General features: G+C 39.3%; 22 protein-coding genes and 1 pseudogene. 10 read left to right on the forward strand and 13 right to left on the reverse strand.

The genetic code is table 11. From position 1 onward, the window contains the following. Positions 1–25: 25 nt before the first annotated feature. Complete coding sequence (locus tag AABI99_RS12035; RefSeq protein ID WP_338366066.1) at positions 26–1033, reverse strand: AraC family transcriptional regulator ligand-binding domain-containing protein; 1008 nt, start codon at positions 1031–1033, stop codon at positions 26–28. A 100-nt stretch (positions 1034–1133) separates the two neighbouring features. Here AABI99_RS12035 and AABI99_RS12040 point away from each other — a divergent pair, with 100 nt between their 5' ends. Beyond that, complete coding sequence (locus AABI99_RS12040) at positions 1134–2747, forward strand: GMC family oxidoreductase N-terminal domain-containing protein (RefSeq protein WP_338366068.1); 1614 nt, start codon at positions 1134–1136, stop codon at positions 2745–2747. Here AABI99_RS12040 and AABI99_RS12045 read toward each other — a convergent pair. The 3 genes from AABI99_RS12045 to AABI99_RS12055 form a co-directional block, all read right to left on the reverse strand. Further along, positions 2742–3566: a class I SAM-dependent methyltransferase gene (locus AABI99_RS12045; RefSeq protein WP_338366070.1), complete on the reverse strand. Its 825-nt coding sequence runs from the start codon at positions 3564–3566 to the stop codon at positions 2742–2744. The two genes, AABI99_RS12040 and AABI99_RS12045, sit on opposite strands and share 6 nt — an antisense overlap. A gap of 3 nt (positions 3567–3569) precedes the next feature. Then, positions 3570–3968 (reverse strand): hypothetical protein, encoded by a 399-nt coding sequence (locus AABI99_RS12050; protein ID WP_338366071.1) that lies wholly within the window; start codon positions 3966–3968, stop codon positions 3570–3572. Between the two features lie 67 nt (positions 3969–4035). Continuing rightward, positions 4036–4455, reverse strand: coding sequence for a DUF3429 domain-containing protein (locus tag AABI99_RS12055; protein WP_338366073.1), 420 nt, complete (start codon positions 4453–4455; stop codon positions 4036–4038). 257 nt (positions 4456–4712) lie between these two features. Here AABI99_RS12055 and ahpC point away from each other — a divergent pair, with 257 nt between their 5' ends. Beyond that, positions 4713–5282 carry an alkyl hydroperoxide reductase subunit C gene (gene ahpC / locus AABI99_RS12060; protein ID WP_055014462.1) on the forward strand — a complete coding sequence of 190 codons (570 nt, stop codon included), beginning with the start codon at positions 4713–4715 and terminating at the stop codon, positions 5280–5282. A gap of 156 nt (positions 5283–5438) precedes the next feature. Continuing rightward, on the forward strand, positions 5439–7022 hold the full coding sequence (gene ahpF / locus AABI99_RS12065; protein ID WP_338366075.1) for an alkyl hydroperoxide reductase subunit F: 1584 nt from the start codon (positions 5439–5441) through the stop codon (positions 7020–7022). Between the two features lie 111 nt (positions 7023–7133). On the opposite strand, the gene AABI99_RS12070 is transcribed toward ahpF, so the two are convergent. From AABI99_RS12070 to AABI99_RS12080, 3 genes are all read right to left on the reverse strand, one after another. Then, entirely contained in the window at positions 7134–7385 is a 252-nt protein-coding gene (locus AABI99_RS12070) for a hypothetical protein (protein ID WP_338366077.1), read from the reverse strand. Between the two features lie 17 nt (positions 7386–7402). Continuing rightward, positions 7403–9430, reverse strand: coding sequence for an ATP-binding protein (locus AABI99_RS12075; RefSeq protein WP_338366079.1), 2028 nt, complete (start codon positions 9428–9430; stop codon positions 7403–7405). 175 nt (positions 9431–9605) lie between these two features. Next, the gene (locus tag AABI99_RS12080; protein WP_024032720.1) at positions 9606–9827 is read right to left on the reverse strand and encodes a hypothetical protein; all 222 of its coding nucleotides are present in this window, start codon (positions 9825–9827) and stop codon (positions 9606–9608) included. A gap of 448 nt (positions 9828–10275) precedes the next feature. On the opposite strand from AABI99_RS12080, the gene AABI99_RS12085 reads away from it, so the two are divergent. Continuing rightward, a complete protein-coding gene (locus AABI99_RS12085; protein WP_338366082.1) occupies positions 10276–10563 on the forward strand; it encodes a hypothetical protein in 288 nt (95 codons plus the stop codon). Next, positions 10560–12155 (forward strand): PepSY-associated TM helix domain-containing protein, encoded by a 1596-nt coding sequence (locus AABI99_RS12090; RefSeq protein WP_338366083.1) that lies wholly within the window; start codon positions 10560–10562, stop codon positions 12153–12155. Before AABI99_RS12085 ends, AABI99_RS12090 begins: the two co-directional genes overlap by 4 nt. A gap of 229 nt (positions 12156–12384) precedes the next feature. Here the strand turns inward: AABI99_RS12090 and AABI99_RS12095 are convergent, their stop codons facing one another. Beyond that, the gene (locus tag AABI99_RS12095) at positions 12385–13215 is read right to left on the reverse strand and encodes a patatin family protein (RefSeq protein WP_338366085.1); all 831 of its coding nucleotides are present in this window, start codon (positions 13213–13215) and stop codon (positions 12385–12387) included. 202 nt (positions 13216–13417) lie between these two features. On the opposite strand from AABI99_RS12095, the gene AABI99_RS12100 reads away from it, so the two are divergent. Then, positions 13418–14290, forward strand: coding sequence for an SMP-30/gluconolactonase/LRE family protein (locus AABI99_RS12100; RefSeq protein WP_338366086.1), 873 nt, complete (start codon positions 13418–13420; stop codon positions 14288–14290). Positions 14291–14299: 9 nt separating this feature from the next. Here the strand turns inward: AABI99_RS12100 and AABI99_RS12105 are convergent, their stop codons facing one another. Beyond that, on the reverse strand, positions 14300–15742 hold the full coding sequence (locus AABI99_RS12105; RefSeq protein WP_338366087.1) for a diguanylate cyclase: 1443 nt from the start codon (positions 15740–15742) through the stop codon (positions 14300–14302). A 197-nt stretch (positions 15743–15939) separates the two neighbouring features. Here AABI99_RS12105 and AABI99_RS12110 point away from each other — a divergent pair, with 197 nt between their 5' ends. Further along, entirely contained in the window at positions 15940–16836 is an 897-nt protein-coding gene (locus AABI99_RS12110; RefSeq protein WP_338366088.1) for a cation diffusion facilitator family transporter, read from the forward strand. A 2-nt stretch (positions 16837–16838) separates the two neighbouring features. Here the strand turns inward: AABI99_RS12110 and AABI99_RS12115 are convergent, their stop codons facing one another. After that, positions 16839–21368 (reverse strand): EAL domain-containing protein, encoded by a 4530-nt coding sequence (locus AABI99_RS12115; protein ID WP_338366089.1) that lies wholly within the window; start codon positions 21366–21368, stop codon positions 16839–16841. Between the two features lie 168 nt (positions 21369–21536). On the opposite strand from AABI99_RS12115, the gene AABI99_RS12120 reads away from it, so the two are divergent. The 3 genes from AABI99_RS12120 (at position 21537) to AABI99_RS12130 (ending at position 24128) form a co-directional block, all read left to right on the forward strand. Continuing rightward, a complete protein-coding gene (locus tag AABI99_RS12120) occupies positions 21537–21983 on the forward strand; it encodes an isochorismatase family protein (RefSeq protein ID WP_338366091.1) in 447 nt (148 codons plus the stop codon). A 176-nt stretch (positions 21984–22159) separates the two neighbouring features. Further along, positions 22160–23626, forward strand: a complete 1467-nt coding sequence (locus tag AABI99_RS12125; RefSeq protein WP_338366093.1) for a methyl-accepting chemotaxis protein — start codon at positions 22160–22162, stop codon at positions 23624–23626. Then, positions 23610–24128, forward strand: a complete 519-nt coding sequence (locus AABI99_RS12130) for a DUF6436 domain-containing protein (RefSeq protein WP_338366094.1) — start codon at positions 23610–23612, stop codon at positions 24126–24128. The genes AABI99_RS12125 and AABI99_RS12130 overlap by 17 nt, the downstream gene beginning before the upstream one ends. A gap of 306 nt (positions 24129–24434) precedes the next feature. On the opposite strand, the pseudogene AABI99_RS12135 reads toward AABI99_RS12130, so the two are convergent. From AABI99_RS12135 to AABI99_RS12145, 3 genes and pseudogenes are all read right to left on the reverse strand, one after another. Next, positions 24435–24715: pseudogene (locus tag AABI99_RS12135) on the reverse strand (hypothetical protein); the annotation flags it as partial. A 68-nt stretch (positions 24716–24783) separates the two neighbouring features. Then, positions 24784–25335, reverse strand: coding sequence for a carboxymuconolactone decarboxylase family protein (locus AABI99_RS12140; protein WP_338366095.1), 552 nt, complete (start codon positions 25333–25335; stop codon positions 24784–24786). A 39-nt stretch (positions 25336–25374) separates the two neighbouring features. Further along, positions 25375–25617 (reverse strand): DUF2798 domain-containing protein, encoded by a 243-nt coding sequence (locus AABI99_RS12145; RefSeq protein WP_338366096.1) that lies wholly within the window; start codon positions 25615–25617, stop codon positions 25375–25377. Positions 25618–25808 lie beyond the last annotated feature (191 nt).

A 25808-nucleotide genomic window follows, 5' to 3' on the forward strand; every position in this document is an offset into this window, starting at 1 on the left:
TCCTTAGCTTAAATAATAAGAGCCGCTACTTTAACATTTTTTTTGCCCTGTATGCGCGTGGAGAATACCCAAACCAACGTTTTACACTGGCACACAATGTGGCTTGCTCTTGGTAGCCTAAAAGCATTGAAATAGTACTGATAGAATAATGTTTTTGCGATAAATAGTGCGCCGCTAATGCACGGCGTGTGGTGTCTTTAAGTTTTACAAAGCTGGTGTTGTGTTTGGCCAATTCACGGTGCAAGGTACGTGGGTGCATGTTAAGGGCTTCGGCTATAGTTTGATTTGAACACTGATAAATAGGCAGCATTGGCCTTATTAATGCGCTTACTTGAGCAGGCAACGAATGGCTATGCGCACCGCGTTTAGCTAAAAAGCTTAACGCGGCATCGGTTTTATTAAGGCTATTGCGGCTAAGTTTAATTGATAAGTCGGCTTTGTTTATTACAATGCCCGCGCTATTACGATGCTCTACTACTTTACAGCCAAAATAGGTTTTGTAAGCGTGTGTATTAGCAGGTAGCTTTTGCGGTAAAAATACAGTGCGGGGCTTGCACTGATTATTACTTAACTTTTTAATTATGTTCATGGCTAAGCCTAGCGTGAGCTCTATGGCTTGATTTATTTGTGGCAGGGGCCTTAGGTTAAATTCAAATGATAAAAATAAGCTCTCGTCATTATCTAATGAGTGCGTTGTTAAACATAATGCTGGACTGTGTAAGTGTAAATATTTAACCACCCAGCTAAGCGCCTCTTCTAAATTAGTGCCACTTTTAGCGGCTATGGCTATGTGGCCTAAAATATCAAAGTTTTGTTTATTTGCTAGTTTAAGCCCAAAGCTTGGGCAGTTAAGTGTGTGGCTGCAGTACTCTAATAAATTTGCATAGCTCAAATAGGGTAAATATTGGTTTTCAAGATCATTAAAGTCGACATTTATATTACAGGCATTTAAAACGTTTATTGGGTCTGCGCCTAACTCTTTAATTAATGTATCTATTGCATATAAGGAAGTGGCACGTATTGGCTTGTTCATATCCTGACGCTGTCAATTTAATGTTGTCTAAAAATATCAAGTTTTGTGGTGTTAATCTATGCACTATGATGTTTTAAAGAGTGAGAATAAAAAGGTGTTTATGAGTAACCACACGTTTGATTACATTATTATCGGTGCTGGTAGCGCAGGTTGTGTGTTAGCGGCACGTTTATCAGAAGATGAGCAGATAAATGTGTGCTTAATCGAGTCGGGCGGGAGTGATAAAAGTGCCTTTGTACAGATGCCGGCGGGTATTGCGGCCAGTGTACCATATGGCATAAATAGTTGGCATTATAATACGGTACCACAAAAAGCCCTTAATAACCGGTGTGGTTTTGTGCCGCGAGGTAAAGTACTTGGTGGGTCTAGCTCTACTAATGCCATGGTTTATATACGCGGCAATAAATACGATTACGATAATTGGGCAAAAAATGGTAACCCTGGGTGGGACTATAACAGTTTATTACCGTATTTTATAAAAGCCGAGAACAATAAAACGTTTAATAATAACGATTTACATGGTAATCACGGTCCTTTACATGTGCAAGAGTTATCCTGCCCAAGCCCGGTGAACCAGCTGTTTTTAGACGCCTGTGTTGAGCAAGGTGTTCATTTAAATAACGACATTAATGGCAAGCTGCAACACGGCGCGAGACTGTCACAAGTTACACAACATAATGGCGAGCGGTGCAGTGCGGCAAAAGCATACCTAACTCCTCACTTACATCGACAAAATTTAACGGTGTTTACTCATTGCCACGTAAATAAAATTATTATTAAAAATAAAATAGCGCAAGGTGTTGAGGTTGAGCAGCATGGCAAGGTTTTTAATTTAACAGCTACAGAAGAGGTGTTGTTAAGTGCTGGCGCTATAAATTCTCCTCAGTTACTCATGCTCTCTGGAATTGGACCTAAAAACCATTTAGAAGCGCACAATATAAAGGTACAGCATACCCTTGAAGGCGTAGGTGAAAATTTACAAGATCATTTAACCGTTGTGCCGCTGTGTAAAGCAAATACAGCAAAAGGCACCTTTGGGGTAAGCGTAAAAGGCGCTGCAAGTATTATTAATGGGTGTGCGCAGTGGTTTAGTAAACGCAGCGGGGTATTAACCAGTAATTTTGCTGAGTCGCATGCATTTATAAATGTGTTGGATAATTCGCCCGCGCCAGATATTCAACTTGAGTTTGTTATTGGGCTGGTGGACGATCATAGCCGCAAGCTTCACCGAGGCCATGGTTATAGTATTCATAGCAGTATTATGCGCCCCAAAAGCAGAGGGACAATAAGGCTTGCCAATAGCAATCCACGCAGTGCGCCACTTATTGACCCTAATTACTTAAGTCATCCCGACGATTTAGCTACTATGCTTGCCGGGATTAAAAAAACGCTCCGTGTAATGCAAAGTCCCGCCTTTGATAAAATTCGGGGCAAGATGGTTTACCCGCTTGATGTAAACAACGATGCCCAACTTATAGAGTTTATACGCCAAACGGCCGATACCGAATACCACCCTGTTGGCACGTGTAAAATGGGCACCGACAACATGGCTGTGGTCAATAACAAGCTACAAGTTCACGGTATACGCAGCCTAAGGGTTATTGACGCCTCGATTATGCCAACCATAGTAACAGGTAATACAAATGCGCCGGTTATTGCCATTGCTGAAAAGGCCGCTGATTTAATTAAATTGAGCTATAAAGCGGGGTTATAAGGTGCGGTTGTAAAAGTCAGTAAGCCACGCTTGCCAGTCATCTTCTAGTTTAAGCATGTGTTGATGCTTTTTAGCGTTAAGGTGTTTGTTTTCATCTTCGGTGGCAATAAAGGGGCCTACCCGACAAAGCGAGCAATAATTTTCACCTAAGTATGCAGGCTTTTTAAGGTGGGTGTTTAGCTCGTTTGTGTGTAGCGAGATTGCTTTAGGCGTAAACACATACGTAATGCCGCTGGTGTCTTTTACGTGCTTATCACGGTCTACATTTCTTATTTTATAGCCATCAAACTGGTTAATATCAAAAGGCATTTGGCCCGCGTATTTAGCTTTTAGGCCATCACTTAAGCTGCCTTCAATATTCCACTCGCGGTATGGCTTTACATCTTTTGAGGTTATGTAGCATAGCATAGGACCGCTTTTGTCGAGCGCATAATGGTTAGCATATTTAATAAATTGATGAAGCAGGGCACGATTAAGCACGTTCATACTGGTTTTTTGGGTGTTTTTTTCAAAAGCTTCGCGCCCTACAAAGGCAGGTATAAGCGGAAACTGAAAAATAACCACATCAAAGCTGTGCTGGTGGGCCGCTAATTTTTGCCAACACGAGGGGTTAGTTACATCAAAGCTATTAATAACCTCAACATTACATTTTTTTAAGCTACTGAGCGCATTATGTTGGTATTTTTGCTCTATTGTCTCGGCGCTATCATAAGTAGATGCGACTAACTTTGGCGGTTTTATATTGTTAACCACCGTATGTGAGAACGATAGATCGCCATCGCCTACGGTAAGAACTCGCCAATTAGGATTTAAATACATAACTTATTTAGACTTATGTGTATTTTGATCAGCACTTTGCGTGTTGTGTGCTGTATTAACACTGTGCAAACGATGAAACGCCAAGCGTGTTTTTAGTCCTTCAATGGCTATTTGTTTTAAGATTAAATTAAAGGTAATTAAAATCGCAAACACAATATGAATTGGGCCCTGTGTAAAGCCTGCCTCTGGGTTATAAAGCGTAAGCCCAAATAATATGAATAACACCACTAACAGTATTTCAATTAACTGGTTAGAGTAAAAGCTGAGTCGGCCTTCATTTTTATGATCTTTTTTAATGCTAATAGCGCAAAAAAACGGAATAACTTTAATTTTAAAAGCGGCGTTTTTTTCTACGTAGTTTTCGCCAAGCTCATTAAGCTGCTGGCGTAGTGTATCAATCATGGTGCGTCCTTAAATAGCAGTGCGCGGATGTTACACTATTACGCCCAGTAGGTTAAGCTGCACAAGGTTATTTTGGGTAAAGGCTCATACCTATGGTAATTATGTGGCATACAAATACCACTGAGGTAAGAATAAAACGCATTTTTTGATAATCTTGATGGTAGGTTTGCCATTGTGGTGTGGCTTTTTCAAATATAAGCACCACCCAAAAGCTCACCCCTAACCAAGCAAGCGCCCACTCTAGCGGAATAAACGATAAAAATGGCACAGGTATAACAGGTACAACTGCTTTAATTGCATCGCTGTAACTTTGCATGCCAGCGCGCCATAGGTTGCCCGCCATAAATGCCAATATGGCAATGCTGTAAAAAGTAAAAAATTCCAAATTAACGCTATTACTGCCAAACATAAGCGGCCACGCTACACAGCCTAAAAAGGGCAGTAACCCCAAATAGCCAAGTTGAATATGATTAACAAATTTTTCCATTACAGCATGCCTTATATTTGTGTGTTTTTAAGCTCCGCTATTGTAGCAGTATTCTTATCACTTATAGCTAATTAATCACCTACGAATAGTACAGTCAGATAGTTCAATCTTAAAAAACGATTGTTTTAATCTAAACAATCAATTTTATTTATTTTATCAATGGACTTATTGTATTAATCAAGCCAGCAGAGCTAGCCGATAAATTTAGCTTTGCTTGGTAACTTAAATTAATACATTAAATATAAATGAGGAATACTATGAGCACTTCATTGATCAACACAAAAATTCAACCTTTTAACGCAACTGCATACCACAATGGTGACTTTGTAGAAGTGTCTGAAAAAGACGTACTAGGTAAGTGGTCTATCTTCTTCTTTTACCCTGCAGATTTCACATTCGTATGCCCTACTGAACTTGGCGACGTTGCTGATTACTACGAGCAACTACAAGAAATGGGCGTAGAAGTTTACTCAGTATCAACTGATACTCACTTTACGCACAAAGCATGGCATGACACGTCAGACACTATTGGTAAAATTAAATTCCCAATGATTGGCGACCCAACTGGCCGTATTACTCGCAGCTTTGGCGTTATGATTGAAGAAGACGGTCTTGCACTTCGTGGTACGTTTGTAATGAACCCAGAGGGCGAAATCAAAGTAATCGAAACGCATGACCTAGGTATTGGCCGTAGCGCTAAAGAGTTAGTACGTAAAGTACAAGCTGCACAATACATTGCAACGCATGACGGTGAAGTTTGCCCTGCATCTTGGCAGCCAGGTGAAGACACACTTGCTCCTTCACTAGACCTAGTTGGTAAAATCTAAATACAGGTTTACCCACTTTAATAAGGGCAGGTAACAGCCCTTAAACCAACAGTAATTTGTTTGTTGGTGCCTCCTATCTCAACTCGGACTCATTAGCACATGCATTAGTTGGCATGGGAGGCTTGCTGTTTAAATTTTCCTAAAAAGGGTTAAGCCATGTTAGATAACAACATTAAAAATCAATTAAAAAGCCATTTTGAATCGCTTACTCAACCTGTTGAGCTGCTTATCGCCTTGGATGACAGCAAAAAATCAGCAGAAGTAGAAAGCTTAGCAAACGATTTAGCTTCGCTAAGTGACAAGTTTATAGTAGTGAATAACCCAGATTCAGACGCACGTCGTCCATCTATGGTTGTGCATTCACCTGAAAAAAATACCCACATAACGTTTGCTGGCGTTCCTATGGGTCACGAATTTACAAGTTTAGTGTTAGCGCTTTTACATACTGGCGGACACGCAAGTAAAGCTAAAAGTGAAGACATTGAACAAATACAATCACTCGAACAAGAACTTAATTTTGAAGTATACATTAGCTTGAGTTGCCAAACATGCCCACAAGTAGTGCAGGCGCTAAATACAATGGCTGCAACAAACAGCAAAATTAAAGCAACAATGATTGATGGCGCACTTTTTCAAGATGAAGTCGAAGAGCGTAATATTTTAGCGGTACCCGCTGTGTACTTAAATGGCGAGCCATTTAGCCAAGGCGCATTAAGCCTAACCGATATTTTAAATAAAGTAGACTCAAAAGGCGCTGCTAAACAAGCTGCAGCACTAAGTGAGAAAGACGAGTTTGATGTACTTGTCGTAGGTGGTGGCCCTGCAGGTGCCTCAGCCGCTATTTATTCTGCTCGTAAAGGGTTAAACACCGGTATCGTTGCCGATAGATTTGGTGGCCAAGTTGCCGATACGTTGGCTATCGAAAACTTTATTTCGGTTAAAGCCACTGAGGGGCCAAAGCTTGTTGCTCAACTTGAAGAGCATGTTAAAGAATATGACGTAGATGTAATGCATAACCAACGCGCAGCAGGGCTTGGTCGCGGTAGTAATGGTTATGAAATTACCCTTGAAAACGGCGCAACTTTAAAAGCTAAATCATTAGTACTTGCTACAGGTGCACGCTGGCGTGAAATGAACGTCCCTGGCGAGCAAGAGTACCGCGGCCATGGCGTTGCTTATTGCCCACACTGTGATGGCCCGCTATTTAAAGGTAAGCCGGTTGCCGTTATTGGTGGTGGTAACTCAGGTATAGAGGCGGCAATCGACTTAGCTAACATTGTTGAGCATGTAACGGTACTTGAGTTTGCTGATACGCTGCGCGCTGATGAAGTACTTATTCGTAAAGCAAACAGCTTAAGCAACATCACTATTATTAAAAATGCGCAAACCACTGAAGTAGTAGGCGATGGTAAAAAAGTAACCGGACTTAATTACACTGACCGTGTAACAGGTGAGGAAAAATCATTAGCAATCGCAGGTATTTTTGTACAAATAGGTTTGATCCCTAATACAGAATGGTTAAAAGAGAGCGACCTTGCACTTAGCAAGTTTGGCGAGATAGAAATTGACGCTAAAGGCGCAACCTCTTTACCTGGTGTTTATGGTGCCGGTGATGCGACAAATACACCATTTAAGCAAATAATTATTGCAATGGGGAGTGGTGCAACAGCAAGCTTAGGGGCGTTTGATTACTTAATTCGCCATAGCGAGCAAAGCAACCAAGACCAAAGTGCAGCATAAGAGAAAAGCTTTCTCTTGATATAACAGCAATAGGTACACCCAAAAGCTGTTTGTTAACCCAAGCCGCCCTCTCCAAAGGCGGCTTTTTTAATGTTTATAACAATATCTCTATTAATCACAGCCGCCAGAATCTCCGCCGCAATCATTATTAGAGTGTGAGCTATTGTTAGCAAAAAATGAAGAGTCGCTGCTTGTATAAGTTGAAGACCCGCGTGATGCTTTACCACCGATAAACGTAACTAATAACAATACGCCTGATACAATAGCGATCGTTATTGATGAGCCCCATTGCCCTGTTGAAATGCCTTTAAAAATGGCTAAGCACAGTACTGTTAACAGCAGTGTCCTTATTATGTTTTTCATCTTTTATTCTCACCAAATTAAAGCGTATTAACTTTAGCTATATGTTCAAGCGCGTTAGAGATTGCTTTTTCAATCTGCGGCAGCTTAAACGGTTTAGAGACAAACATATCCATGCCCGCTTGTTGGCAGGCTAATTTATCTTGTGAGGACGTGTTGGCCGTAAGGGCTACAATAAAGGTGCTTTCATTAGGGCAAATGCCTTGCGACCTTAACGTTTTAGTGGCTTCAAAGCCATCCAAAATTGGCATAATGCAATCCATAAAAATAACATCGTAATGCTTTTGTTTGCACTTAAAAATAGCGTCTTGACCATCAATGGCACAGTCGGCTTTTACGTTTAACTTATCAAGAGAGGCATCAAGCACACGGCGGTTTATATCGTTGTCATCAACAATAAGTACGCTGAGCGAGTGGCTGTTTAACTCAATTTTTGATTGAATATCGTCTATTATTTGCTCTTTACCAAGCTCTAGTGGAATATTAATATTAAACGTTGAGCCTTTTTGTAGCTCACTCGTTACAGTTATTGTGCCGCCCATGTATTCTACAAGCTCTTTTATAATTGCTAAGCCAAGCCCTGTGCCCCCTTTATTGTTTTTAGCGTCAACCTCTTGTGTAAACGGCGAAAATAAAGACTCTAAAAAGGCAGGGGTCATGCCTCGGCCAGTATCAGAAACTGTGATACCAAGAGATAACGCATTGTTATTATTTATAAGCTGTGTTTTAAGCTTTACATGGCCTTGCTCGGTAAATTTTAACGCGTTACTTAATAAGTTAGAGGTAATTTGGCTCAGGCGTGTACTATCGCAAAAAGCCCAGCAGCTTTCATCAATCGTATTTTCTATGATCAACTCAACATGGGTGTCTTTAAACAGAGGCGTATATAACGAGGCTAAGTCACTAAATATGGTTTTTAGCAGTACATCGGTTGGCTCTAGCTTTAACTCACCATGATTAATTTTAGAAAAATCGAGTACTTCATTAATTATGTTAAGTAAAATGTCAGCGCTACGCAGTGCTATTTTTATTTTTTCGTCACGTTTTTCAGTGTTTTTTTCATCTATTAGGGTGGTGAGCATACCAGTTATGCCATTTAGCGGCGTGCGTAACTCGTGACTAATTTTGGCAAACAGCATACTTCTGTCTTCTAGCATATGCTCTGCTTCGGCTTTTTTCTTTTTAAGTTCTTCCCTAAGTAATATAGATTCGGTTATGTCTTGAAAGGTACCAAATAGCCTTATGCAATTGCCTTCATGAAATTCCGCTTCACCAAAAGTTGAGATCCATATTTCTTGGTTTTGTGCAGTAATAACCTCAAGCTCTAAATCCCATTTTTCACCTTTATGTATAGCGTTTTCTACTGCTTGATTGATAGCATCCCTGCTTGCGCCTTCTTTGTAAAACTCAATTGCATTATCAATGACAGGCTGGTAGTCATCGGCTACCTGATGAATACGTTTTGTTTGTGTGCTCCAATACACTTTGTTTTCAATCAAGTCGACTTCCCAAGTGCCGATATTCGCGATGTTTTCGAGCTTTGAAAGGGTGTAGCTATTTTTTAAAAGTTGCTCTTTAGTGTCTATTTTTGCAAATTCAGATCCTAACCACTGAGCAAATAGCTCAATGTAATCGTAGGCTTCGTCGCTAAATGCAGGTGACTCGTTAGGCGATGAAAAGTTAACAGTGCCAAAGGTTTTATCGGCTACTTTTATAGGCGCACCAATGTATGACTCAAGCTGAAAGTTTATGTAACAAGGGTGGTTTGCAATCGTGCTTTGTGAGGCTTTATGAAACGAAAGCGCTGAGCCTGCAGATAAAGTATGAACACAATAGGTGCCATCTAGCTCAAATTGTGTACCAGGAACTAAACTGTCATCGGGTGTTATAGCGTGCAGTGCGGTGTAGGTATTGCCGTCTATTTTACTAATTATTGCGATATCAAGACTGAACACCTCTAAACCAAATGCAAGTAAGCTATTAATTTTATTGTCAAAGCTTAAAGCTTGATCTGAGACTATATCGTGAAAGCGCCTTAAAAAGTTCACTGCCATTCCCTTTATTTTTATATTTCTATGCTTATCGGCAGATAGGCACAATTATTTAATTATTATGTAATAGTGTATACGACCAAGTACAATCTGCTGAATTATTTATAGAAAAATTAAGCTAGCCTTTTAACACGTGTTATCTAATTTTACCCAAAAACTAAAATTTACCAAGTTAGTATGTTGAGTTAGGCGTGTATTCTGGGTTTATGTCGCCGCCTACTTCTTCTGGGTCTACATCATTTATAAGCAACACTTCGCGCACGGCTTCAATATGATCAAGCACTGTTTGATAGCGCTCGCCATATTCGTACTTTGTTACTTCAATTGCTTGCGGCATGTAAGTAAATGCAATTTTTAGTGCGTGTAACGCGTCTGGATTGATTTTATCGCTCATAAATTTCTCTCATTTTATCAATGTATAGTGATTTGTTTTACAGCTGCTAAAAGAGCCAGCCTTAGGACAATAAGCTTTTTGCATACGCCCTAACAAAATAACAATAATTATAGAGTTTGTTGACTGTTAAAGTTAAAAATTTGCTTGTTTAGTCGTTATTTTAATGGGCTAAGCAGTTAAGCACTGATCTGCATGATAACGCATTTATTTTTGGGATTATTTAAAAACAGTTTTAGCTCATCATATTTGCCTACCTAAATACCAAGTATGCTCAAAAAATATAATTTTATAAATAAACAGGCATTGATTATGCGAATAAAAAGGAGCTTGTTCGTTTAATAAGTAACGATAATATGTTGCATAAATTTACAAATGCGCAATATAATGCAAATAGTTGTTATTTGTATATACAGGTGTGCGCGCCTGCTGTTTATTAAATGAGCTAAAAATGAATAATAAAAAAACCTTTAGCGCTACAAAGCGTCGCCATTTAATGGCGTGCGTATTGGCATTGCTAACCGCTACGGTGATGATCACCGGGATGACTACCTATTTGCCCTTACAAATGAGTGAACAAATTTTACTGCCTATTTTACTGTTTCCAATTATTTGGGTTGGGCTTTTTATATATGCCTACATTAGCGAAAAAGCATGGCAGCCATTTTTACTCATGATCACTTTGTGTTTAGTGCATGGAATTTTAAGTTATTTTGCATTAATGCAGGGGCAAGGATGAAGTCAATTACTTTAAAAAAGCTATTTTTATTACATAGTTGGGTGGGCGTAGTAACCGCCGTTTTATTGTTTGTTGTGGCATTTACCGGCGCGTTAGCAGTACTTGCAAGGCCTGAGCTAAAAATTTGGGCTAACCAATCACTGCAGCAAACTCAGCCGATCCCCAATAGTGAAATAACCACATTAGTTAATACCTACCACGCGAAAGTACCTGAAGAGTTTGGTGAAAATATTCACGTATTTATGCCAACAGGGCATAATTTTCATTTACTGACTTTAGTTTTTGAATCGCACCATGGTGATGAAAATTACCAGCAAGAAGTACTTCGGGCATTTGAATTTGACCCAGCAAGCTTAGCGTTGGTAAATACCTACTATGGCCCAAGTAAGCACTATTACGCTGATAGAAAAACAGATGCGGCAAGTTACATTGGCGAGTTTCATGCTGACTTGCATTTAGGGCGACCTGTAGGGCTTATTTTAACCGGGTTTTTAGGTTTAACATTATTAGTAAGTACGGTAACTGGTTTATTTATACATCGTAAATTAATTAAAGAGCTGTTCACCTTTAGGTGGCTTAAAGGCTTTGATGTAACCATAAGTGACGGCCACAAAGTAATGGGCATTTGGGGCAGTATTTTTAATATTGTAATTGGTTTTAGCGGCGCATTTTTAGGGCTCGCAACCGTCATTTTGTTACCGGCAGCCGCTTTTGTAAGCTTTGGTGGCGACCAAGATAAGTTGATAGAAACTTTTACAGCTATTCCTGAGCCAATAATTAGTAATGTAAATCAGCCAACTAACATAACCGCTATTTTAGGTGATGCGCAGCAACGCTACCCACACGCTGTTATTTTAGATGCCACGGTAATGGCGCATAACGATACAAACGCACAAGTATATTTACGCCTTTTAGGAGGCGAAGCCGTGGCTTCACAGTTAGTCCATTACAATGGGCAAGGGGAGTACATTACCTCAATGAGTAGCTTTGGCGACATAGCGGGGGTATCAATTCAAGTGATTGAAATACTATTTGCGCTACATTTTGGTAATTTCGCTGGTTTATTTGTGAAGTTGCTTTGGGTAGTGCTTGGCTTAGCCTGTGCCTTAATGCCACTTTCTGGCATGATGATGTGGTTAGCAAAGCGTACCAGGAGCAGTACACCAACGCTTAGCGCTGGCGCGTATGCAAGGTGGAATCGCTTCATTATAGGTAGTTGCGGCGGTTTAGTGTTGGCTTGCTGTGTGTTGTTCCCTGTGCAAGTGCTTTTAAATTATGCCGTGCCAGGTACTGAGCACAATACTTACTTTGGGCCGGTATTTTTTTACTCTTGGTTAGTATGGCTAGTCACTGCAGCATTTTGGAAAAAATATAAAACCTACTTCAGAGCAACCTTGTTGCTTTGCGCCTTGTTCTTAATGAGTGTTTTACCACTTAATAGTGTATTGGGCGTTAATAATGTTATTAACGCAAACAGTACCCTAGTGGCATTTACAGATATTAGCTTTTTAATTGTGGGACTGGCGTTTTTATGGGGATACTTAAAAACAAAACCTGATGCCATAGCACTTGCTGAGGTAAAAGCAGCATGAGCACCGTTATGATAGTTATTGCACTAGCGTGTTTACTGGCCGCTTTATTATTAATGAGAAGTAAGCACTACAATGTAGCCTATAAGTGGCTGTATTGTTGTGCTTTAATAACTATTGCCTTAGCGTTTTTTATACATGTTTACGCTGTGCTAGCGGGCATTGTATGCAACATTGCAGCGTTTACTGTAATGGGTATACTGGTTGCGCTATCTAAAGGGAAACAACACACTTAGCTTAAAAAGGCTCTGGCTGAATCAATTCCCATTTTATACCCATCGTTGAGCCGTTTAACGTTTTTGGTTGTACGGCCCACTTTAAATTGAGGTGGTGGAGCAATAATATTGATTTTGCAATCTTCAGGCGGGTTATTAATAAAATCTATGCTGCTGTTATAAACATGCGCTCTGTTAATCGTGCTTTTTATTAAAGCAGGGTAGTTTTTATAAAGTTTTTTAGTTAACCACTGCGATTTACTTGGCTTTTTTCTATAGCCTAGTGGCTGAGAAAGCACCACGGTTATTTCTTTAGCGCCCATTTCGTATGCTTTAATTACGGGGATGGAATCTGCTACGCCGCCATCAGTCATCGCAATGTCATTAATAATCGGGTAATGACGGTACGCAATTGGGATTGCGCACGATGCCTTTAATTGTTCAAGTATTGTATCGCTTGAAGCTTTTAGATAATGCGGCTGACCGGTGCTGATAGCGGTAGCAACAATATAAAACTCATGGGCCGCCTTATTAAAGGTTTCTGTATTAAGTGGAAGCTCTTTGAGCGTTGCTTGCCACAGCCAATCTAAATCAAACAAGTGGCCGCCTTTGATAAAACGCGCTAAGTTAATAAATTCAGGTCGGCACGAAAAATCAGTGATAACATGATAATTTCGCCGAGGTTGTTGGCATAAATAAGCGGCTATATTGGTCGCGCCAGCTGAAACCCCAAAGTAACTATTAAAAGGTTGATAGCGCTGTGCTAAAAACTCATCCAACACGCCCGCGGCAAAAATACCGCGCATTGCGCCTCCCTCAACCACTAAAGAATGTTTATTATTAATCATGCTTTTATCTCCCTTTTAATGATATTACCAATTAACCAAGTAAAGCGCGATAAAACGCGTAAATAATTGGCTGTATGAATTTTTATAAGTAAGCTGTAAAAAATGTTTATTTTTAATGTGTTTGGTTCAATCGCTCAAACTGAGGTTTTCTGATAAAGTATTATTCATACAAGGCTTTGTTAATATTAAAGAATCGTTATTTATGACTGACTCAAGTGTGACCGTATTTAGTAACCTGCAAAACACCTTAGGTGAAAGCCCGCTTTGGCACCCGCTTCTCAACACGCTATTTTGGGTAGACATAGAGCAAAACTTACTATTGAGTAAGCGTTTAAGTCCTGAGGGTGAGGTAACACAGGTTAAAATGCTAGATACAGTTTCAGCTCTGGCGTGGCTTGATGAAGCACACCTTATTATTGGCACTAGTACGGGTATTTATAAATACCATGTCGCTTCTGGGGTGCGCCAAACGCTTACCTTGTTAGAAAATACCCAGCTTACACGACGCGCTAACGATGGGAGAGCCGATCCTTGGGGAGGATTTTGGCTAAGTACGATGGATAGAGACGCCCACACAGGCGAGGGGAAAATTTACCGTTTTTATCAAAATTCGCTTAAATGTGTAATAGAAGGGTTAACGATCCCTAATGGTTTATGTTTTGATAAAGCGCGCTCGCGTGCCTATTATTGTGACTCTAAAACTAGCTGTATTTTTACTTTAAATGTAAACCAGCAAAGTGGCGAGCCTATATTACCCGCCCGCGTGTTTTATCAATTTAAAAATACGCAAGTGGACCCCGATGGTTGTGTGATTGATGCACAAGGGAATTTATGGCTTGCAGTGTGGAATTTGGGCTGCGTTATGTGCTTATCCCCACAGGGCGAGGTTATAAAAACACAGCCTATTGCAGCGATAAAACCAACAAGTGTAGTTTTTGGGGGAAGTGATGCACAGTGGCTATTTGTAACGTCTGCAGATGACAGTAAAGTAAAAACTAACCAGTCATTACAAGGTAATGTATTTAAAATAACAGGCATACAAAACGGGCAGCTAGAGCCGCCCGTGATATTATAAAGTATTTAGTCACTTATATTGGCATACTTTATTTCGGCCTGTTTCTTTTGCTTTGTAGAGTGCTTGATCGGCTTTATTTATAAAGCTCTGCGGCGTACTATTTTTATTTGGTACGGCTGTAAAAAAGCCGATACTTAAAGTTAAGTACTCACTTACTGTTGAGCTGTTATGCTTAATGTTTGCTGCTTTAATTGCTTGTTGAATTAAGTTAGTAAATCGTTCGCAATCTTGCGCGTTGGTTGCAGGTAAAATAATGGCAAACTCTTCGCCGCCATAGCGCGCGGCTAAATCGCTTTCGCGTCGGCATCGCGATTTAAGCGCAGCTGCCACCTTAACTAAGGCTTCATCGCCTTGTTGATGGCCGTAGCTGTCATTGTAATTTTTAAAAAAATCTATATCGCACATAATTAAGCTAACGAGTTGCTTTACACGTGCGCAGCGTTTAATTTCGCTCTCTAGTGCTTTATCAAAACATCGCCTGTTTGCAATGGTGGTGAGGCTGTCGGTATTTACAAGTTGGTTGAGTTTTTGATTCGCGGTAATCAGCTGTTGTTGAATATGCTGAAGCTCTTGCTTGTAGTTTAAGTTTTTAAACGCATTAGCGATTATTTCACCGACTAGTTTTAACCTAATTAAGTCTAAGTCTGTCCACTCACGTTGTTGTTTTACACAATCACAACCAATAAACCCTACTAGTTCTTTATCGTAGCGAAGGCCAATGCATAGCACTGACTGAATGCCTTGACGAACGAGTTCTTGTTTTTCTTTCGCCGCTTTTGCAGGGAGGCTGGCAACATCATTTACTTTAAATAAGTGTGTGGTGCCCATTAAATTAGCAAAGTAGGGGAGTGAGTTTTTTGGTATGTGCTGTAGTTGATCTTTAAATGGCTGAATACCTTGGTTAACCCATTCATGGGTGTTACGCATTGATTTACCATCGTCAGAAAATTTAAATAGGTAGCTCCTATCGGCAAGGCATACAGTGCCAATGGCTTTAAGCGCATACTCTATATGTGTATCAATATTGTCGTTTTGAATATCTATTAAATCGGTAGAAATTTTTGAGATTATTTTGTCAAAGTTGTATTTTGCATCATCGCTGTGCTCTATTACCTCAAATGTTGCAATATGATGATGCTCGCTAATATGCGCAACTTTTGAGTTAAGAAGTAGACCCATTTCGTGTATTTGTAAAAATACGTGGTAGTTAGTATTGATGGCTAGGTATTTCTCAAACAATTGGTTTAAGGTTAATTGTTTTTTATTTTCTGGGCAGCTAAACAAAAGCTGCGCAAAGTCATCATTTTTTAGGCTTGGTTTTGATGGTAATTTAAATAACCTTTGTGCCTGTGTGTTTGCTTTAAAAGTGTGATTTTTAGCATCGTAAAGTACAACGGCGAACGGAATAAGCTTTATAGCACGCCAAGTATCCTTAATTGGTTGTAAGCTCACTCATTGCTCCGGTTAGTTTAACGTAAATAATTTGTAACTCTATATGATATTTAGTTCAACTTTAGCTGTTTTGCTAAGTTTTTAGTGCGTTTAAAAGGGCTTCGTATTACAATTGCTACTTTATATCATTACCCATTTCTACTTTAAGCCCAATGCAGGTTTAGTTGCAATTTAAGTATAGGTTATTCAAGCATTTCATGACAGAAATTACTACCCATGAGGCGTCTCGTCGTCGGTTACTCATCGCGTTGGCAATAACATGCTCATTTATGGTCATTCAGGTGATTGGTGCTTATTATGCTAACTCATTGGCTGTGCTTGCTGATGCAGGGCATTTATTTGTGCATAACAGCTCGCTATTTATTGCACTTATAGCTTCAAGCTTAGCAATTCATTTAGCGAAAACCTATAACGATGGCTATCAACGTGCTGAGCTTATTGGTGGTTTAATAAATGGTCTGCTGTACTTGGTAATCAGCTTAGTTATTCTATATGAAGGAATAGAAAGGATTTCTCATCATAATGAGGGGCATGATTTAGCTATAAATAGCTTTTTAATGTCGAGCATTGCCTCTGTTGGGTTTTTATTTCATGGCGCTGCTGCGTGGGTACTTTATAAAGGCCGTAAGGCCAGTATTAATGTGTACGCGGTATTTTTACATTCGTTTTTTGACATCATATCTACCATTTCTACATTTATAGCTGGCGTGCTAATTTATTATACGGGGTGGGGGGTTATCGATATTTTATCGAGCATGCTCATTGCTTTGTTTGTGTTATTTACCGGCGGTAAAGTCATTACTAGCTGTATTAAAGACTTGTTTTTTAATAACGCAAAATTACCTAAAGTGAAAGATATTGAGCAATCAATTACTCAGTTGGAACATGTGCATAATGTGCATAATGTGACAGTATCGCGAAAAGACAATGACATAATTGTCGGTGCTCATGTTGTTTTAAAGCAACACTGTACCATCGAAAAACACGATGAAGCATGCCGGTTAAAAATAGAAAAACTGCTTTTTGCTCGTTTTAAAGTTAAAAGCAGCGTTTTGCAAATAGAAAGCCACGAATGTCAGCATATCCACAATTAGTTTTATATTAAACGGCTAATATGCTCACGTGTTTTTGGGTTTTGTAGCTGCTCTGCTCTCATTGGTTTAGCAAAATAGTAACCTTGTAAAACATAGCAGCCTAATTTTTCTAAAAAGGCTTTTTGTTGTTTTGTTTCTACGCCTTCGGCTATACAATATAACTCAAGGTTTTGTGCTAGCGTGTAAATGGTTTTGATTATTGACTCGTCGCCCTTATCAACCCCAATACTGTTAACAAAGCTTTGATCTATTTTAATAACATCGATAGGGAACTGGCTTAAATAAGTGAGTGATGAATAGCCTGTGCCAAAATCATCCAGTAATAGCTTAAAGCCTGCTGACTTTAATTTTTGTAATTGTTTTGCCGCTTTTTGTTTATCCTCTAGCAAGATGTTTTCTGTTATCTCTAAGCGAAGCTGAACGGGGCTTAACTGGTGGCGTTTTAATATATTCTTCAATGTAGTCGCTATGTTGGCTCTTAAAATGTGCTTAGGCGACAAATTAAGTGAAATATAAAACAGAGGGTTGTTGCTCAATGTCGGAGCAAGCTCAATTAGTGCCCGCTCTAAGGCTTGCTCTGTTAAAGTTTCTATTAACCCTGTTTCTTCTGCTATGGGAATAAATAACGCCGGCGAGATAAACTGGCCATTATTTTCCCAGCGCATAAGTAGTTCAACCCCATTTAATGTTTGCGCTTGTGTGTCGATAATAGGTTGGTAGTGATTAAATAACAAATTAGCTTTGGCGGCATCTTTTAAATCGTTTTCGAGTATGAGCTTTTGCTTAATTTGTTCGTTCATTGAATCGGTAAAAAACTTAAAGCTATTCCTGCCCCCTTGCTTTGCATGCATCATGGCTACATCGGCGTTTCTTATTAATATGTCGGTTGAATCCGCATCGAATGGATATAATGCCACGCCAATACTGGCAGATATATTTATAGAAAAGTTTTCTATGATGACTTTGCTTGCCAATTCTGAGCTGATACGTTTAACTATGTTATTTAGTGTTGCTATGTCTTCTACGTTATCGATAAGTACCAAAAATTCATCACCGCTTTGGCGGCCTAATGTGGCATTACTTGGCAGCATAGCGCTTACTCTTTGCGTTATATTGCAAAGTAGTTGGTCGCCCACTGCGTGTCCAAATGTATCATTTACCGGTTTAAACTTGTCTAAATCTATAAATAATAAAGCACATTGAGTTAGTTGTTTTTGTGCATGCTTAATTGATTTACTAATTTTATAATGCATTAAACTGCGGTTAGGCAGTTTCGTTAATGGGTCAAAATTAGCTAAGTATCGCAGCTCATCTTCTGCTTTTTTTTGTTCGGTTAAATCTGAAATTACAATCACGTAATAGCTTACGCTGCTTGTCTCTTTTGCGATTGCTGTAGCGCTTATATGAATGGGGTGGTGTTGGTTAGTTGCCGTTTTAATAACAGTGTCTGTGCGCCAATTTTGTTTTGCACCAAGGGCTTTTAATCTAGCGGCATAATTTTTACATTGTACTTTGCCTAATGCATTAACAAATACTTTTAAACTAAGCGGTTGCTTGTGGTTTTGCGAAAATGCTTTTGTAAAACTGTTATTAGCAGAAACGGGCACTAAGTTATTATCTAAAATAAGCAGCCAGTCGTTTATTTGCCCAAACGCCTCACCTAAAATGTTGGCTTGCTGCTCATTGGCACGTTGCTCAGTGATGTTGGTGTAAATACCTGACACTGAAACGGCTTTATTTGTCTGCTCGTCGTAAATAATTTGCCCTAAATCTTGATACCACAACCAATGGCCAAGCTTATGTTTGAGTCTATAAGTTGCTTGCCAATGCGCCTGACCTTGTTGTTTTGTAAAGTTTAACCAGTGCGAAATAACACGGGGCTTATCTTCAGGGTGAATTAAAGCTAAATAGTGGCCTAAAGGAATTCGTTTTGGCAGGTTGGTATACCCAAGTTCATTTCCTCGGTTTGTATTTACCGTATTGTCGTTGTAGTGGTAATCCCAAATACCGCTTTTGTTATTACTCAGAGCAAGCTCGGTTTGTTTTTGCGAGTGTATGGTCGCTTTTTGTGCATTAGCTATGGCTAGCTGCCTGCTTCTGTATTGCCAAAATAGTAAACACAGCACAGTTATAATAATTAATATATAAGCCGCATACGCATAAGGAGACTTCCAAGGCGCGTATGCCACATTAAAATTTAACAGCGCCGGCTTTGACTCGGTCGCACTATTGAAATTATACGCGCTGGCCTTTAATTGATAATTACCTGGTGGAAGCTTTGTAAAAAATATTTTGTTTGCTTTTATATCATCATACTCTAGCGAAGTAGGTCCTTGAAGCGAAACTTTGTAACGTGTGTCCGCGCTATTTTGAAAATCAAAATTAGAAAAGCTGACCTCTAAACCCATATCTTCATGTGTTAATTGCAATGCTGAGGTGGCAAACTGAATTGGCTGATAGTTTAAATCGCGCGACATTAAAGTAATGTCGGTTATTGATGTTGTGGCTCGTGTAGTTTGCTCTAAAAACTCAGCCGGGTTAAACGAAACAGCGCCAAAGCTACTGCCAAACATAATATTGTTATTTTTAAGTGTAATAGCCCCTAACGGGCTAAATAAATTAACCGATAAACCATCTTTTACCGTAAAAACCCGCAGTCTTAACGTATCGGTATTTAAGCGGTACAGACCATTTTTACTGCTAAACCATAAATAGCCATACTCATCGCTAATAAGCGAATAAATAGACTGCGTTTTTAAGGCGTTACTTACGTTAAAGTGGTGCTTTTTTTCAAAGCTCTGCGCATCAATACCCACTAAGCCTTCGCTGGTTGTTGCTAACCATAAAATATTATTTTTATCGGTTAACCAGTTTTCTACTGTGTGGTAATTTTGACTGTCTTTTTTACTGGTTTTGTAAATAGTGGTAAGGGTGTTTGTTTGCTCATTAAACCGGTAAAAGTGGGTAGTTGTACTTAATACAAACTCATTTGGGTAATTATCAAAAGGACGATGAAAAGTATAGGCCTCTGAAGGGTTTACATGTTGTTTTAACCCGTTAATTTCGCGCGTTAAGCCTGTTTTACCATTATATACATAAAAACTATGATCATTATAAAAAGCGAATGTGTCGGGGGCTACTTCTGATAAACCATAAATAGCAGCCTCTTTAGTCATTGCGTTATTTAAATCTTTTTTTGCAACAGCTGTGCCTGTTTCTTTGTCAAATAAAATTAAACTGTAGTACCCCGTTAGCCATAAATACCGCGACGTTGAGCCTAGATACGCTTTATTAATTGCAAAAATAGCGTATTCACCATAAACCGCTTTAGGGTCTTGCGAGGTTAGGTAGTAGGTTGCTTTGTTTTTAGCATTTACATGAGCAAGGCCATTATCGGTGCCGTACCACATAGTTAAATCATCGTCTTGGTAAATACTGTTTATATAGTTGTTTTCAGGTAGGGTGGTTTTGTTAAAGCGCCGTGTGTTTATTGACCAAGTAAGCACGCCTTGAGTGCGCGACGCCAGCCAAAACACGCCACTTGAGTCGACCATTAAATCGTTAATAGTATTTTCGGTAATATTAAATTTACTTTGATCAAAGCTAAGAATTAACTCAGTGGTGCCCTTTTCTCGGTTAAATTCGAATAAACCCTGTTCCGTGGCAATAAATTCGCCATAGGGTGTATTGCTGTAATCCCAAATATTGTAATCAGCAATCACGCTTTTAGTGCTTTGATCTGCAGCTGCTCGTGCTGAGCTATTTAAACTTAATGCGTACATGCCCTCAACGGTGCCTACTAATAATCCTAGCGTGGGATCTACAGATAAAAACTTAACATTACTGTTATCAGCTGTTTGTTTATCGGGAGTATGTAAATTAAGAGGGGTTAATGATTCTGTTTTTAGGTCGTAACTAAATAAACCCGTTTGTGTGCCTATAAATAGCGTATTTTTGTAATATTTTAACGCGCGCACCACGCTGTTTTCATTGCCTATAGTAAACTCTAAAGTAAGTGAATTTGTTTTAGAGTTAAGTGAATACACTTTGTTTAAAATGGCAAGGTAAAAGGTATCTTGGTGTTGGGCTATCGCTTCAATTGAAGCGTAACTGGCTGTATTACCTGCAAGATTGCCTGAAAATATATTACGAGTAGTTAACGTTTTTGGGTTAACTAAATAGGCACCGGCAAGCTCAGTAGAAACAATTATATTGCCTGCATGCGTTTTAAATAGTGTAGTGATGAAGTTTTCGTTAAGAGTAAATCCGCCATCAAAAGGGGTTACCGTGTAACCATCAAATCGATTTAACCCTTGCGCTGTGGCTATCCAAATGTAACCTAAATCATCTTGCAAAATTTTAGTTACATAGTTTTGAGATAAACCTTCATCGGTCGATATGCGTTGTAATTGTTGAGCATAATTTGTGGAGGCCGATACGCTAGTAATACAAAGAAAACATACAGTGGTGAAGAGAAAAAACAAAATACTCAATCGCACTAATAAACTCGCTCTAGGGCAGGGGATATACATATAAAAGTTAAATATAGCACATTTTTTAAAATGTGGATTACAACTTATATCAACTAAATTAAAGCACTAATTTAGTTATTTATAACCATTTAAGCTACGCTTACTAATTATAATTACTTAAAAACGGGGTGTTATGGTTAGTCACAAAAATTATCTGCAGATAACAGCGTGTTATTAGTGATAGATATTCAAGATAAGCTATCTCCCGCTATTAGCGAATTTACTGATTTACTAGGGTGGGCAATAAAAATTGCCAAAGTAAGCGGCCTTTTTAAAATTCCTAGCATAGTGACTGAGCAATATCCTCAAGGGCTTGGTGGTACAAACAGCCTTTTAAAAAACACCCTTATAAACGCACAGACTGTTGAAAAAACACATTTTAGTGCGTGTAATGAGCCTGCATTTAATGATGTGTTTACAAAGCTTACGCGTTCACAAATTATAGTAATAGGCACGGAGGCGCATGTATGTGTGTTACAAACCTGTTTAGACCTAATCGCGCAGGGTGTGGAGGTGCACGTAGCAGCTGATGCTGTGGGCTCACGAAATACTATGCATAAATCGCTCGCTCTAGAGCAGTTAAAGCAGGCGGGGGGCAATAATTACAAGCGTTGAAAGTATTATTTTTCAGTGGACAAAAAACGCGGCATCATCGGAATTTAAAACGGTTTTACCAATTATTAAGTAAATTTGTTTGGCTAGACTATAGTAATAACTAAATATAGTCTTTATCAGTAGTTAATACGTACAGTTACTCGTTTACTTAAGAATTTTAATAATTTAAGGTCATTATGAATAGTGTAAGTCGTTTATTCACAATAATTTTTACATTTTTGCTGATAGAGTCTGTTGGGTTAGGGTTATATTTTGGCACACTTACACAAGCATTTATAGTTGGCATCCCCCTGTGTTTATTGCCAATTTGGTTACTTAAAACCCAGCCAAAAAGCTCAATTACAGGCCATGTTGTTGCTGCGGCTATCATGATGTTTTCTTTTTTACACATACAGCAAGCCTATGGATTAATAGAAATACACTTCGAAATATTTATTTTAATGGCCATGCTGATCATGTTTGTGCAGTGGCAGGTATTTATTACGGCCATTGTTTTTGTTGCCGTTCACCATTTAAGCTTTTACTTTTTACAAACACAAAACACAGGGTTTTATGTATTTGACCCAGATAGGCTAGCGTTTACTACCGTGCTTATACATGCAGGATATGCAATCGTAGAAGTGTTTGTAGCAGGCTACATTGCAATTACACTGCAGCAAGAGCGAAGAGCAGGGCTTTCTTTAACTAGAGCCACAGAAGCAATAATGCACGACCCAGAGCATATACAGCTTTCGCTTAGAGCGGATGATAAAAACAGTAATGCTGTAGCAGGCTTTAATACATTATTGGGCTACTTATCGGATGTAATTAGGCAAGTACAAACGCAGTCTCTTTCACTGCAGCAAAATTCACAGCAGCTAATAAATGTGCACGATGAGCTAGCAAGCGGAGCAGAGCAAAGAAAGCAACAAACTAATGACATAGCTGGCTCAGGTGCTCAAGTTGCACAAGGTTTTAGCTTAGTTGAGCATGAAAGCGAAGTATTAAAGCAACAAGTAGATAGTATCAGCCAAGCTGCAAATAGTGCGTTAAATGATGTTATGCAAACAGACACTAAAAGCACAGAGTTACTTAACTTACTTAATCATACAGAAGAGCAAATAAATCATTTAGTGGCCGCAGGCGATGTAATATCAGGGTTATTAAATGAAATATCAGGTATCGCAGAGCAAACTAACTTGCTTGCGCTTAATGCAGCCATTGAAGCCGCAAGAGCGGGTGAACATGGCCGAGGCTTTGCGGTAGTAGCTGACGAAGTCAGAACCCTTGCGACAAGCAGTAAAGCCACGACAGATAAAATTGCATCAACATTAAAAGATTTGGTTACAAATAGTAAAACATCAACTCAATCAATGACCCAGTGTGTTGATTTTGTGGTTGACCTAACGCACATCAGCAACACGATGAAAGAAAACATTAGCGCTATGAGCGAACAAATAAAAGCCGTTAATCAAAGTGCTCATTCTGTTGCGCAAGTGGTTGCTGAGCAAGCTGTAAACACTAAACAAATAGCCTCAAGCACAGAACAGATGCAGCAAAACCAGTATCAAGATACCAAGGTTGTAGAAAAACTAACCGAAAAAGTACAAATGATCGACGTAAGTATTGCAGTATTAGAGCAAAGTATTGCCAAGTTTAAATAACTCTTCTACTAAACTAGTTGTTGTTATTGCGCTGTGGCTTGCAGTAACCATTTCAGGGCTAGTTTATTATCAATACAACCAATTGCGCGTGTTTGATAGTGTTGGCGTACTAGAACAAGCTGGGTGGTTTACAAAATTTAAAGATCATATAGGGTTTACAGCTGCAAAGCAGAATTCGTTGATTATCGTCACTGATCCTAATTGCGGCTGTACCAAGCAAGCTCAGCCTCATTTAAAACAGTTGGCTTCGTTTTCTAAAGCACATAACTTTACGCTGATTAATATTGAGCAAACAGCCTCTTTACAACGGCTACTCCCTTCTACACCAGCTGCAGTGGTTATTAACGATAAAGGTGACTTTGTTTATGCTGGGCCACTCTCTCAAGGCCTTGGCTGCGCCCAAGGCAGCGGTTTTGTTGAAACGGTTATAAATAATCTTGTAGCTGGGTTTAACAGCGAACTGCTACTTAATAAAACCAGTGGGTGCTACTGCACTGCTTGATATAAGTGAATAATGAATCGCATCCTAGAATACCAATTTCAAAAACGTATCTCATTAATGACTCAAGGTGCGAGCAAACACTTCAATTGACTGAGGGCCAGTTGTTAATGTTCGACGGTATGAGCATGAGAGGCAATTGGAGAGAGTTGGGCGTTGATTGGTTGATAAAGCCTAGTACTGCTAACCAAAACTTAAAAAAACTTGATATAGCCGGTTTGGGTGTTTCAACAATTGTAGTATTTCCTAAGTATTCACTTTACTTTTAAACGATTTTAGCAAAAATGTTGAGCTGCTTTGTAGTGATACAGTGATTTCAAACTGAACGTCGTTGCCTGTCTTTTTTGAACATATTGGACACGGTTGAATACTAAGAAGTTAGACGAAACATTAGACACCTTTAATGATAAGAGGTCATTTGAACTTAGCTTGCTATCGATTGCAAGGTTAAGAAGAGATAGTTCCATCAGATTATTAGTGAGTTATAAGCGAGTCATAATACGCCAGATTTTCTCTAATCTAAATGGCTTTTTTATAACTGTTTTCTTGCACTCCTTATGCTCCCTCGTTGTACTGTTGTTCACAGGCATCTGAACATGAAGTTTTGTAAAAAAAGAGCGAACATACTCATTCGCTCTATAGCATCTAGCTCGTGGGACTATTTTTTAGACCAAGCAAACTTCTGAAATACTTTGTCTACTGGTGTGTGGGCAACGTGGTTTACATAGTTACTGATCACTTTCTGAGATAGACCAAGGATCACTTCCAGTACTTGTTGCTGGCAGTAACCCGCTGCAAAGAATGCCTCAAGGTCTGCCTCTGAAACGTTTCCACGCTCACGCACTACCGCAAGAGTGAAATTTTTTAGTGCTTGAAGCTTTTGTGTAGGCATCGCTTCATCGTTACGCAGTGCTTCAATTAGTGATGGGGCAACCTTCATCGAATGTGCAATACCAGTGTGTGCAGGGACGCAATAGTGGCACTCATGTTCAACATTAATGGTTTGCCATACAACTGTTAGTTCTTCAGCATCAAATGACGTGCTAGTAAATTGCTGGTGCAGTTGAGTGTAAGCCGTTAGGATTTGAGGAGACTCAGCCATGACAGCGTAAAGACCTGGAACCATACCCATTTGCTTTTGTGCGCCTTCAAGGATTGCTTTGCTTTTCTCAGGTGCTGACTCAACAGTGTGTAATTTAAATTCGCTCATTTTCTCTTTCCTATTATCTAACTTATTAACTTTACTGACTTATTTTACTTCTGGCTCTAGCAGCACTTTGGTTACGAATAGACGTACCGTTGGCGCAACAAGGGCGAGTACTAACAGTGCAAATGGCACCATTTGTGTAACTGCGTTTAACCATGCCTCGAAGAACACGCCGTTTGTTGGCAGAGTCTTAGCAACCATGATTGCTGGCATGCTAAGAAGCATAGTAGGTAGAATCATTGAAACCATTAGCGGATACTGGAACTTACGTGGGAATTTTTTCATGATGACTCTCTATACTTAATTGAGTTTAGCTAACTGATGGGGTTATATTAGCCCTGAATTTTTCGAACAAAAATAGACAACATTGAACTTGAATCTTTCATATTTGAATGATTAACTCAGAGTTTAATCCTCAAGAGCGATCAATTATGAAAGCAAAAGACATCTCCAATCTTTATCTGTTTTGCCAATCT

The sequence above is a fragment of the uncultured Pseudoalteromonas sp. genome, assembly GCF_963922945.1.
Classification (GTDB): Bacteria; Pseudomonadota; Gammaproteobacteria; order Enterobacterales; family Alteromonadaceae; genus Pseudoalteromonas.

Excerpts from the sequence above, each read along its gene's own strand:
- AABI99_RS12035 (WP_338366066.1), bottom strand. The coding sequence starts at position 1,033 with ATGAACAAGCCAATACGTGCCACTTCCTTATATGCAATAGATACATTA.
- AABI99_RS12040 (WP_338366068.1), top strand. The coding sequence starts at position 1,134 with ATGAGTAACCACACGTTTGATTACATTATTATCGGTGCTGGTAGCGCA.
- AABI99_RS12045 (WP_338366070.1), bottom strand. The coding sequence starts at position 3,566 with ATGTATTTAAATCCTAATTGGCGAGTTCTTACCGTAGGCGATGGCGAT.
- AABI99_RS12050 (WP_338366071.1), bottom strand. The coding sequence starts at position 3,968 with ATGATTGATACACTACGCCAGCAGCTTAATGAGCTTGGCGAAAACTAC.
- AABI99_RS12055 (WP_338366073.1), bottom strand. The coding sequence starts at position 4,455 with ATGGAAAAATTTGTTAATCATATTCAACTTGGCTATTTGGGGTTACTG.
- ahpC (WP_055014462.1), top strand. The coding sequence starts at position 4,713 with ATGAGCACTTCATTGATCAACACAAAAATTCAACCTTTTAACGCAACT.
- ahpF (WP_338366075.1), top strand. The coding sequence starts at position 5,439 with ATGTTAGATAACAACATTAAAAATCAATTAAAAAGCCATTTTGAATCG.
- AABI99_RS12070 (WP_338366077.1), bottom strand. The coding sequence starts at position 7,385 with ATGAAAAACATAATAAGGACACTGCTGTTAACAGTACTGTGCTTAGCC.
- AABI99_RS12080 (WP_024032720.1), bottom strand. The coding sequence starts at position 9,827 with ATGAGCGATAAAATCAATCCAGACGCGTTACACGCACTAAAAATTGCA.
- AABI99_RS12085 (WP_338366082.1), top strand. The coding sequence starts at position 10,276 with ATGAATAATAAAAAAACCTTTAGCGCTACAAAGCGTCGCCATTTAATG.
- AABI99_RS12090 (WP_338366083.1), top strand. The coding sequence starts at position 10,560 with ATGAAGTCAATTACTTTAAAAAAGCTATTTTTATTACATAGTTGGGTG.
- AABI99_RS12095 (WP_338366085.1), bottom strand. The coding sequence starts at position 13,215 with ATGATTAATAATAAACATTCTTTAGTGGTTGAGGGAGGCGCAATGCGC.
- AABI99_RS12100 (WP_338366086.1), top strand. The coding sequence starts at position 13,418 with ATGACTGACTCAAGTGTGACCGTATTTAGTAACCTGCAAAACACCTTA.
- AABI99_RS12110 (WP_338366088.1), top strand. The coding sequence starts at position 15,940 with ATGACAGAAATTACTACCCATGAGGCGTCTCGTCGTCGGTTACTCATC.
- AABI99_RS12115 (WP_338366089.1), bottom strand. The coding sequence starts at position 21,368 with ATGTATATCCCCTGCCCTAGAGCGAGTTTATTAGTGCGATTGAGTATT.
- AABI99_RS12125 (WP_338366093.1), top strand. The coding sequence starts at position 22,160 with ATGAATAGTGTAAGTCGTTTATTCACAATAATTTTTACATTTTTGCTG.
- AABI99_RS12140 (WP_338366095.1), bottom strand. The coding sequence starts at position 25,335 with ATGAGCGAATTTAAATTACACACTGTTGAGTCAGCACCTGAGAAAAGC.
- AABI99_RS12145 (WP_338366096.1), bottom strand. The coding sequence starts at position 25,617 with ATGAAAAAATTCCCACGTAAGTTCCAGTATCCGCTAATGGTTTCAATG.